Annotated in this window: 8 protein-coding genes and 5 pseudogenes; 7 read left to right on the top strand and 6 right to left on the bottom strand. The window is 45.2% G+C overall.

The window, feature by feature from the left end:
• The first annotated feature begins 9 nt into the window (after positions 1-9).
• The 3 genes and pseudogenes from tldD to PXH59_RS17270 all read left to right on the top strand — a co-directional run bounded on the left by tldD (position 10) and on the right by PXH59_RS17270 (position 1,916).
• Positions 10-1,455, top strand: coding sequence for a metalloprotease TldD (gene tldD / locus PXH59_RS17280; protein WP_047768728.1), 1,446 nt, complete (start codon positions 10-12; stop codon positions 1,453-1,455).
• A gap of 56 nt (positions 1,456-1,511) precedes the next feature.
• Positions 1,512-1,687, top strand: a pseudogene (locus PXH59_RS17275) (ribonuclease domain-containing protein); the annotation flags it as partial.
• 4 nt (positions 1,688-1,691) lie between these two features.
• Positions 1,692-1,916, top strand: a complete 225-nt coding sequence (locus PXH59_RS17270) for a barstar family protein (protein WP_285809344.1) — start codon at positions 1,692-1,694, stop codon at positions 1,914-1,916.
• 21 nt (positions 1,917-1,937) lie between these two features.
• Here the strand turns inward: PXH59_RS17270 and PXH59_RS20135 are convergent.
• The 5 genes and pseudogenes from PXH59_RS20135 to yjgA form a co-directional block, all read right to left on the bottom strand.
• A pseudogene (locus tag PXH59_RS20135) lies at positions 1,938-1,991 on the bottom strand (hypothetical protein); the annotation flags it as partial.
• Between the two features lie 175 nt (positions 1,992-2,166).
• A complete protein-coding gene (locus PXH59_RS17265; protein WP_285809343.1) occupies positions 2,167-2,877 on the bottom strand; it encodes a DUF2931 family protein in 711 nt (236 codons plus the stop codon).
• Positions 2,878-2,978: 101 nt separating this feature from the next.
• The gene (locus PXH59_RS17260) at positions 2,979-3,683 is read right to left on the bottom strand and encodes a DUF2931 family protein (RefSeq protein WP_285809341.1); all 705 of its coding nucleotides are present in this window, start codon (positions 3,681-3,683) and stop codon (positions 2,979-2,981) included.
• Positions 3,683-5,629 (bottom strand): T6SS phospholipase effector Tle1-like catalytic domain-containing protein, encoded by a 1,947-nt coding sequence (locus tag PXH59_RS17255; RefSeq protein ID WP_285809340.1) that lies wholly within the window; start codon positions 5,627-5,629, stop codon positions 3,683-3,685. Before PXH59_RS17255 ends, PXH59_RS17260 begins: the two co-directional genes overlap by 1 nt.
• A 238-nt stretch (positions 5,630-5,867) precedes the next feature.
• Positions 5,868-6,404, bottom strand: a complete 537-nt coding sequence (yjgA, locus tag PXH59_RS17250) for a ribosome biogenesis factor YjgA (RefSeq protein ID WP_047768730.1) — start codon at positions 6,402-6,404, stop codon at positions 5,868-5,870.
• 198 nt (positions 6,405-6,602) lie between these two features.
• Between yjgA and pmbA the strand changes: the two genes are divergently transcribed.
• Complete coding sequence (gene pmbA, locus PXH59_RS17245; RefSeq protein ID WP_285809337.1) at positions 6,603-7,946, top strand: metalloprotease PmbA; 1,344 nt, start codon at positions 6,603-6,605, stop codon at positions 7,944-7,946.
• Positions 7,947-8,096: 150 nt separating this feature from the next.
• On the opposite strand, the pseudogene PXH59_RS17240 reads toward pmbA, so the two are convergent.
• Positions 8,097-8,318: pseudogene (locus PXH59_RS17240) on the bottom strand (tyrosine-type recombinase/integrase); the annotation flags it as partial.
• A gap of 72 nt (positions 8,319-8,390) precedes the next feature.
• Here PXH59_RS17240 and PXH59_RS17235 point away from each other — a divergent pair.
• The 3 genes and pseudogenes from PXH59_RS17235 to PXH59_RS17225 all read left to right on the top strand — a co-directional run.
• Positions 8,391-8,519, top strand: a pseudogene (locus PXH59_RS17235) (transposase); the annotation flags it as partial.
• A gap of 58 nt (positions 8,520-8,577) precedes the next feature.
• Positions 8,578-9,284, top strand: a protein-coding gene (locus PXH59_RS17230; RefSeq protein WP_285808308.1) for an IS1 family transposase whose coding sequence is annotated in 2 segments (ribosomal slippage) — positions 8,578-8,827 and positions 8,827-9,284 — 708 coding nt in all. Because the reading frame shifts where the segments join, the coding sequence is not laid out codon by codon here.
• A 13-nt stretch (positions 9,285-9,297) separates the two neighbouring features.
• Positions 9,298-9,702, top strand: a pseudogene (locus PXH59_RS17225) (hypothetical protein); the annotation flags it as partial.
• Between the last annotated feature and the right edge of the window lie 119 nt (positions 9,703-9,821).

Raw genomic sequence — 9,821 nt, 5'->3', positions numbered from 1 at the left:
GTAATCACTATGAGTTTAACTTATGTCAGTGAACATTTACTGGCTGCTAATAATTTGAATCATCAAGACTTATTTTCGGTACTGGGTCAATTGTCGGAGCGTCGTCTGGACTATGCCGACCTCTATTTCCAAGCCAGTTATCATGAAACATGGGTATTGGAAGACCGCATCATCAAAGAAGGTTCCTACAATATCGATCAAGGCGTGGGCGTTCGCGCGATTAGCGGAGAAAAAACGGGTTTTGCTTACGCAGATCAAATTACCTTAAATGCGTTACAGCAAAGCGCTCAGGCTGCACGCAGCATCGTACGGGACGCGGGCAATGGCATTTCGCACACGTTAGGTGCCGTGACGCATAAGGCACTTTATCCGGCCATTGATCCTTTGCAGAGCATGAGCCGGGAAGACAAAATTGCTTTGTTGCATCGCCTTGATCAAATTGCACGGGCGGAAGATCCCCGGGTACAGGAAGTGAGTGCCAGCCTGACCGGGGTTTATGAACAAGTGCTGGTGGCGGCGACAGACGGTACATTGGCCGCAGACATTCGCCCATTGGTACGCCTTTCTGTCAGTGTCTTGGTGGAAGAAGACGGTAAGCGAGAGCGTGGCGGTAGTGGCGGTGGCGCTCGTTATGGTTACGAATATTTCCTGCGTACTGAAAATGGTCAGATCCTGGCAGAGCAGTTTGCGCGTGAAGCGGTTCGCATGGCACTGATCAACTTGTCAGCGGTTGCCGCGCCTGCGGGTACTATGCCTGTCGTATTGGGTGCTGGATGGCCGGGAGTTCTGCTACATGAAGCGGTGGGGCACGGTCTGGAAGGGGACTTTAACCGCCGCGAAACTTCTGTTTTCTCCGGTCAGGTTGGGCAACAAGTGGCTTCAGAACTGTGTACGGTGGTGGATGACGGCACACTTGAAGGTCGCCGTGGTTCACTGGCGATTGATGATGAAGGCGTTCCGGGGCAATACAATGTCCTGATCGAAAATGGCATTTTGAAAGGCTACATGCAGGATAAACTCAACGCTCGCTTGATGGGGGTGGCTCCGACCGGTAACGGCCGCCGTGAATCCTATGCCCACTTGCCGATGCCACGTATGACTAATACCTATATGCTGGCGGGGAATTCCACACCAGAAGAAATTATCGCCAGTGTGGATCGTGGGCTGTATGCACCGAATTTCGGTGGCGGTCAGGTGGATATCACATCGGGTAAATTTGTGTTCTCAACCTCTGAAGCCTATTTGATTGAAAACGGCAAAATCACCAGGCCAGTAAAAGGTGCGACCTTGATTGGTTCGGGGATTGAAGCTATGCAGCAGATCTCAATGGTTGGAAATGATTTGGCTCTCGATAACGGTGTAGGGGTTTGCGGTAAGGAAGGCCAAAGTGTCCCCGTGGGTGTTGGTCAGCCAACGTTGAAACTGGATAGCCTGACCGTAGGTGGCACCGCCTGATAATGTCTTGAGCACTAGAACGAATGGCTTGAGGTCATCATGAAAAAGAGCATTCTGGCGGTGATAAATTTTCCAACCGTGAGAATAAATTACCGATCAAATCCGGTCGCCACTGGTTTGAAGCAGATATCAATTATCGCTGTGGACACAGGGGAAGTGACAGGTTGCTCTATTCTAATGATGGCCTTATTTAACGGTTGATCACTACAACAGTTTTACCCGACTGGAGTAATGACATGAAAAAGGTGGAATTCGACTTTAGCCAACTCCCTGACTTGAACGCTTTCTATGGCGAATTCAAACAGCGCTTCGGGCTTAGGGATGATTTTGGTGCCAACTTAGACGCACTGTGGGATGCCGTGACCGGATATATTCAGTTGCCCGTTGAGGTTAATTTCATCCGCATTACTCCGCAAAAAAAGAACGCGCTTTGCGGCGATAGATTTTCCTTTACTTTTTAAGTTATCGCTGCCTTCCACAATAGGAAAAACTCCATTGCATTTGGGGCACTCAACTAAATCTGTTTCTCCAGCAATGGGAATACCTTATATAAGTAAACCGCCTACCATACCTAAACCAAGTAATAAAACTAATGGTTTTTATTTCTCATTATGAAATTTCCTTACCGGTAATATCAAAGATGGCCCGATGCCATTGTTTACAAGGGCGCAAATTGAACTTGTTGCGTTAATCCAGCTCAAAATAACGGCATTACCATTCCCCATAGGGATATTTTTTCCCTTTGATAAAGTCTTTGATATATTTTGGGTAATCGTCTCCATAACCACTAGAATGCTTTGTTTTTCCCTGACATACCGTCATCTTTTCGCCGGAAACTGATGCACCGGTGGCAATCAAGATATTATCACCGTTGTTTTTATCAATACCTCGTAGCCAAGCGCGGGCTGTACCGCCGGGAGCTAATCCAATAAAAATTCTCTCTCGATAGTCTGGTGGGTGACCTTCATAACCTGGATAGGTGGCTGGTTTTCTCATTAATTGTCTTACCTCTGGCGTAAATTCAAACAGAGTCTGATAGGATTTTTTATCAATTACAGAGTCCCAACAAACAGTCAATGACCGAGGCAGTGCTTCACCATGATTGTTAATTCCACTAGAGCCCCCACCTAGTTTTTTATTCCACGTGGTTACACTACGATAATCTGAATCGGCTCCATCAGGCATAAATTTTTGTACAATATAATTATCTTCATCCTGAAATTGAACAAAACTAATACTGACAGGGAAATATTCTGGAGTGATAAATTGAAATCTCCATTTATCATAAGGCAGTGGTTCACTGTTACGTACAATGGATTTGTAAGTCACTACCCGTTTTCCGGGTGGATAGGACTGGCAGGCGGTTAATCCAAATACCATACCTACACCAAGTAATAAAAATAATGATTTTTTGTTTCTCATTATGAACTTTCCTTACCGGTAATATCAAAAATGGCCCGATGCCATTGTTTACAAGGGCGCAAATTGAACTTGTTGCGTTAATCCAGCTCAAAATAACGGCATTACCATTCCCCATAGGGGTATTTTTTCCCTTTGATAAAGTCTTTGATATATTTTGGGTATTCGCTATAACCATTCAGAACTTTTGTTTTTCCCTGACATACCGTCATCTTATCGCCGGAAACTGATACACCGGTGGCAACTAAGATATTATCACCGTTATTCTTATCGATGCCGCTTAACCATGCACGGGCTGTACCACTTGGTGCTAAACCGATATAAATAACTTCCCGGTAGTCAGGTGGCTGTTTTTCATATCTGGGGTAGAAAGCAGGTTCACGCATCAGTTGCCAAACCTCAGGAGTAAATTTAAAGGTTGTCTGATAAGATTTTTTATCAATCACTGAATCCCAGCAAACGGTCAATGAACGGGGTAAAGCTTCACCATAGTTTCGAATACCACTACTCCCCCCTAAGCGTTTATTCCAGCCATGCAAACTTTCATAATCTGGGTTTGCACCATCTGGCATAAATTTTTGAACAATATAGTTATCTTCATCCTGAAATTGGACAAAGCTGATACTGGCAGGAAAATATTTCGGCGTGCGTAACTTAAACCACCATTTATCATAAGGCAACGGCTGACTGTGCCGTACAATGGGTTTATAGGTCACCACCCGTTCTCTGGGGGGATAAGATTGGCAGGCGACTAATCCAAATACCATGCCTACACCAAGTAATAAAACCAATGATTTTTTGTTCCACATTATGAAATTTCCTTACCGGTAATATCAAATATGGCTCGGTGCCATTTTTCACAAGGGCGGTTCACAAAACTGATTAACTCTACAGCATTCACGCCACCCTGAATTTGTTCATCTTTTATCACTACGCTATTCCAGTGGGATGAGCAGTGGACGTATTGGGTTTGGATCATGGTTAACTCTTCGGCGGTAAAAGGCGTTGAAGGCTGTCCTTGCCGGACTGCTCGTCCTTGTTTAATGGCTTTTTCTGCTAATGAAGTAAGCTCAGGAGGCAATTTATAATCATCATCTTTATCACTGGGTTTACCAAAGACTACTCCTGCCTCTTGTGCGGCATCCTGCATTACCTGCATAACTACTTTAGACCAATCATTGGTAATTTCCCGATATAGTACCGCAGCCGCTGCTACTTGTTTTTGAAAGCGTTCCAGATCATTACGGGGGTAAAACTGGTTATTTTGCCATGTTTCCACTTTTACCTCGTTACCGTGAAGTAACGGAGCAATAGTGGGGTAGTCTCTCATCTGAGATAATTCATTCTGTGCTTTTTGATATATCCAAGTGGCGTTATTGGGGATACTTTCATCTACTGTAAGAGTGCGTGGCCGGGTAATAAATAATCGTTCTGTTTCGATCGGGTTATACCCCCCGCCAATATCCGAATGAGCGCCCGGAAATATCAGCTCTGGATAATCAGGGTTGACACTGTTTAAAGAAAAGTTATAGCGGCATTCATTCATGGCCGAGATGTGGAAGATATGTTTGGCAATGTCTGCGGGTAAACGAATATCCACATCGCCCGTATCGGCTGAATGTGGGTTCAGCCCATTACCTAATGTACCAATAGCCGCAACGGTATCAAAGATCCCCAGAAAACGGTTTTTTCCGGTGGGGAAAGAGGATTTACCCAGATAGCGGTACTGGCTAAAGCTGTCTGTTAAGGCTTGCTCCAAAACAGGATCACGATTAAAAACCCGGTTGGCAAAATGCCGCGCTGCCGCAGCTCCCCGACTAAATCCAATAATATCGAATTGTAAGCATTTGACATTACCCTGAATCTTCTTAAGTGACTCTGATAATTCAACTTTTATTTTTTGGATAGCCATTTCAGTTTTGGCATGAACACCAGTTTCCCCTACTCCCAATCCATAACCCACCACACTGTCTGATTTTCCCGCTTGTGTACCAATACCTTCGATATACACTTTGGTTTGATGTGAGTTGTTATTTGTTTCACCCACCTTATATATTTCATGCAAAAAATGCACATTGGTATAGTAGCCATCATAACTGATCCGTGAGGTATCACCGGGCAACCCAAATTGGTTAAAGGAACAACTCATCGACTGTTGACGGGTATTGGTTGCTTCTGGAATACATAAAAGCCGCTCATTAATATTCTCGGTATTGTTCCCCGTTCCATCAAAAAAGACACCGATGGTTAAGGTAATCCCGCTTTCTATTGCCTGAACTTCCAGTACATACCGCCGGTTAAGAGGATGAGCCATAAACCCGGTTAAAGCCGAGCCGTTAAAGTGCTCAGAGGCTTTTAATTCATCGTCTTGCCAGCCTTTGACTTTGGGGTAGGCATCGCTGATTGCACCTAATGTGATATAACGATAGTTATGCTTGCCGTTATAGCTATTTTCTCTTACCTGAAGATTGCCTATTTTTCCGGTGTCTGGGCGAGCATGGCATTGAACCACTCTATCAGCAAGAGGCTGTGCTGTAACAGATAATGTCACAGGCATGGGGGGAATATCTACTTCACGTAATAAGCCATTTCCATCTGTAGTGCCCGTTCGCACAATGCTTTTGTTCCCCCGGCTTTTCAGTTTATAAGGTATCCCTGTTAGTGGCTCACCTTGTTCATCCACAAGCTGAAATTCAATCCAGTGTTTCAGTATCTTCCGGCAATCAATACAATTCGTCGGATCTAACGGCTTCATTATTGCTTCCTTATATTTTATTTATCAAAATGAATATACAGACAGACGAGGTGATTTATTGTACATGCTTATAGATAAAATTAATTAACTAATAAGATTGAATTTTCGCTTGATTTTGGCGAAATATGGAGATGTCAGCCGTACCCTACTACACATTTAGGTATTAAAATGAAGAAAGCGAAAGGATCTGGAGACATTAATGACCGCCAATTCTTAACGAAATGGCGGTAACGGTGGGCTAGGCGGATTCCGATAATTCTTTCAAATACTGGAAAATTTGACGGTAGGATTTAGGTGGCTTGTTAGCGGCCTTTTCCTTTTTCGCATTACGAACCAATGAGCGAAGTTGCTGGCGATCAGTATGTGGATACAGTGCGATGACTTCGTCAAAGGCATCATCATTTTCGAGCAGTTTGTCACGTAGTTCTTCCAGTTTATGTAACACAATGACTTGCTGGTTGTGACGGTTTTTCAGTTTATCCAACGCCGTAGTGATTGGCTCAGGATCGCGGGCACGCAACAGTTTGCCAATTAATTGCAATTGACGGCGGCGTCCTTCCCGTTTGATTTTCTGTGCCAACTCAATAGCTGCCAGCAAATCTTCATCCAGTGGAATTCGCGCCAGTTGATTTTTGCTCAGTTCAACCAGTTCCATTCCCAACTTTTTCAGTATTTCAGCATCCCGCTTGATTTCACTTTTACTGACCCAGATTATCTCTTCTTCTTCCTCTTCAGCAGGATAATTGTCGAGCCAATCTTCAGGCTGCATTGCCATAATTGTTTTCCTTCTAAAAAGGCCGGATAAGGTATGTTTTGGAGCATGACCTATCGTCCGGTGGGTGTTAACATCCTAATATTGTGTATTGTAACTGGGAAAATTGCCTGATTACCACTCTACATTCGTGTCATGAACCGGAAGCAGGCATTTTTTCTGACAAATTCTCCCTTTACTTCATTGGATTACGGTTAATTAATGAGAGTTACTAATCAACAAATCGCGGAACAGCGCAAGCTGCTGGAAGAGGCGGTTGCCCATGCGCTGGAGTTAGCGAAAGCCGGTAGTGATGCTGCGGAAGTCGCGGTCAATAAAACGACGGGGATTAGCGTCAGCACTCGTTTTAGTGAAGTCGAAAATGTTGAGTTTAACAGTGATGGCGCGTTGGGGATCACGGTTTATCACCAGCAGCGCAAAGGTAGCGCTTCCTCAACCGATCTCAGCCCAGAAGCGATAGCCCGTACTGTGCAGGCCGCCATTGATATTGCGCGTTATACTTCGCCTGATCCTTATGCTGGCCCGGCCGATAAAGCGTTATTGGCATTCGAAGCGCCTGAGTTAGATCTTTTCCATCCCGCTGATCTGGATGCAGATAAAGCGATTGAGTTGGCAGCCCGTGCTGAACAGGCGTCATTACAGACAGATGAGCGCATTACCAATACGGAAGGCGGAAGTTTCAATAGCCATTATGGTATTCGGGTGTTTGGTAATAGCCACGGTATGCTGCAAAGCTACTGCTCAAGTCGTCATTCTATGTCAAGTTGTGTGATTGCCGAACAAGATGGCAATATGGAGCGCGATTATGCTTATACCGTGAGCCGCCATTTTGACGGGTTGAAATCGCCTGAGTGGGTGGGGCAAGAGTGCGCGCGTCGTACGCTTTCTCGTCTGGGAGCGCGTAAATTACCAACGATGAAAGCGCCAGTTATCTTTTCTGCGGAGGTGGCTACGGGGTTGTTCGGTCATTTGGTTGGCGCGATCAGCGGTAGCAGCATTTATCGTAAATCTTCTTTCTTGTTGGATAGCCTGGGCAAACCTATCTTGCCTTCATGGCTGACGATTGAAGAACAGCCGCACTTATTGCGTGGGCTAGCTTCAACGCCATTTGACAGTGAAGGCGTGCGTACAATACCACGTGATATTGTTAAGGAGGGGGTTTTGCAGACTTGGTTACTGACTTCCTATTCTGCCCGTAAATTGGGAATGGTGAACACGGGCCATGCAGGTGGAATTCATAACTGGCGTATTGCGGGTCAGGGTCTGGACTTCACTGGCTTGTTGCGTGAAATGGGTACGGGCTTGATCGTCACTGAGCTGATGGGGCAGGGTGTTAGCGCGGTGACAGGTGATTATTCTCGCGGCGCATCCGGCTTTTGGGTTGAAAATGGCGAGATCCAATATCCTGTCAGTGAGATCACCATTGCAGCCAATTTGAAAGATATGTGGGCGAATATGGTGACAATCGGTGATGATATCGAAACACGTAGTAATATTCAGTGTGGTTCGGTGTTACTGCCGGAAATGAGTATCGCCGGTCAGTAGGGATACTCAATCAACAGCAGCCAGTTTGGTGTCACTGAGCTGGCTGGAAATTAGCGGTGGTACTCACCCGCCGCTTCGGGCTGGTAAAGTAGTTCTAATCCTGTGAATACTCTAGTGAAATCAATGAAATAAATATTTATCAATGAGTTGCTAAACGGTAAGCACCGATAAGTACCGAGGGTTAAAGTTCTCTGTCGCCACCTTGTCGCCATTTTTTAACTGCGATAACGGGTTATAAATCAAAGCATCATTCAGGTGGTTAGGAGCAAAATGTGCATACCGCATTGTCATTTTGATGTCGGTATGCCCTAGTATTTTTTGCAAGACAAGGATATTGCCTCCGCTCATCATAAAGTGAGAAGCGAATGTGTGGTGATGTGGTCCAATGATTTTGGTCACCGTTATAGAGGTGATATTCTCACTTCAACACGCAAAATAGGTGACATGATGAAAAGACGTTTCAGCCCCGAATTTAAACTGGAATCTGCCCAGCTAGTCCTTGACCAGCATTACAGCATAAGAGAAGCGGCGAAGGCGATGAATGTGAGTAAATCGGCAATGGAATCTTGGGTCATGCTTCCAATCATTAGATTGTTGTAGTAAACTCCCCACTTTTTATTACTGGTGAGATATGGCTAAAGTTGATGTGGTTTGTCGTTACTGTCACAAAGCGGAAGAGGTCAAAGGGCATGGAAAAGGAAGCAGCGGACATCAGCGTTATCACTGTTATGCCTGCCGTAAAACCTTTCAACTGAATTACACCTACCAAGCCTGCAAACCCGGAATGAAAGATCAGATTGTGGATATGGCTGCGAATAATGGCGGTATCAGAGACACCGCTCGTGTCCTGAAGGTGGGTATCAACACCGTTCTTCGTACCCTAAAAAACTCGAACCCAGACAGGTAACTACACTGCCGCTGGCCGCAAATAATATTCATATTATCTGCGAAATTGATGAACAATGGTCTTTTGTCGGTAACAAGAAGAATCAGCGCTGGCTTTGGTATGCCTGGGAACCGGAGCAAAAGCAAATAATCGCGCACGTATTGGGGGATCGCAGCAGGAAAACACTGAGCAAATTGCTGGCACTTCTGGCTCCTTTCGAAATTCAATTTTTCTGTACCGATAATTATGCCGTTTACGATTGCCTTTCTGAGGAAAAACACTTTAGAGGGAAGAAATTTACTCAACGTATCGAAAGAACCAATCTGACCTTACGTACTCGCATCAAGAGACTGAATCGGAAAACGATCTGTTATTCCAAATCCGAAGAAATGCATGACAAAGTGATAGGCACTTTCATTGAGCGTGAATACTATCTTCCAAAGGTTATCTAACTATTGGGTGCATGACCAGACGACAGTGTTAGGTACGTCCACCTTACTGGCAGGCGCTGTCCAGCAAATTGCAGACGGGGATTACAGTCTGGCCACCTCAGCGAATTTTGTCGCCAGTGTGGGGAAAGAGGCCAATATTGACGTCGGACAGAAACTGATAGAGAAAATCGGCCTGCTTAAGCAAAGCATCGCGGGTGCTAAACAAGAGATTGTCGCCCCTGTGGTCTGGGTCGGTAGCCAGCAAATTAACGTCATGACATTGATGTTAGAGACTCTGGATGTGGTCAGGGAACTGGCCGAACTGACCGCCGCCCATACCCATCACAACACAGGCACACCGGAGAACGCCAGCGCCATCAGGAACACGGCTTATAAATCCGATGGACTGAAACAGAAGTATTCGCCTGTGATTGGGTAAGGTTTTTACGCCATACCGTAGATTGATATTTTATTCAGAGGCATTAAACTGGTGATGTTAGTTGGAGAGTAATGCGCTAAGGCTGAGGCGACCAATCTCAGTCATAGCATTAAGGCCAC

This window comes from Xenorhabdus bakwenae (assembly GCF_030272115.1).
In the GTDB taxonomy this organism is placed as follows: Bacteria; Pseudomonadota; Gammaproteobacteria; order Enterobacterales; family Enterobacteriaceae; genus Xenorhabdus; species Xenorhabdus bakwenae.
The sequence above is the reverse complement of the archived record's forward strand: the minus strand, read 5'-3'. Positions and strand labels throughout refer to the sequence as shown.

Excerpts from the sequence above, each read along its gene's own strand:
- tldD (WP_047768728.1), top strand. The coding sequence starts at position 10 with ATGAGTTTAACTTATGTCAGTGAACATTTACTGGCTGCTAATAATTTG.
- PXH59_RS17270 (WP_285809344.1), top strand. The coding sequence starts at position 1,692 with ATGAAAAAGGTGGAATTCGACTTTAGCCAACTCCCTGACTTGAACGCT.
- PXH59_RS17265 (WP_285809343.1), bottom strand. The coding sequence starts at position 2,877 with ATGAGAAACAAAAAATCATTATTTTTATTACTTGGTGTAGGTATGGTA.
- PXH59_RS17260 (WP_285809341.1), bottom strand. The coding sequence starts at position 3,683 with ATGTGGAACAAAAAATCATTGGTTTTATTACTTGGTGTAGGCATGGTA.
- PXH59_RS17255 (WP_285809340.1), bottom strand. The coding sequence starts at position 5,629 with ATGAAGCCGTTAGATCCGACGAATTGTATTGATTGCCGGAAGATACTG.
- yjgA (WP_047768730.1), bottom strand. The coding sequence starts at position 6,404 with ATGGCAATGCAGCCTGAAGATTGGCTCGACAATTATCCTGCTGAAGAG.
- pmbA (WP_285809337.1), top strand. The coding sequence starts at position 6,603 with ATGAGAGTTACTAATCAACAAATCGCGGAACAGCGCAAGCTGCTGGAA.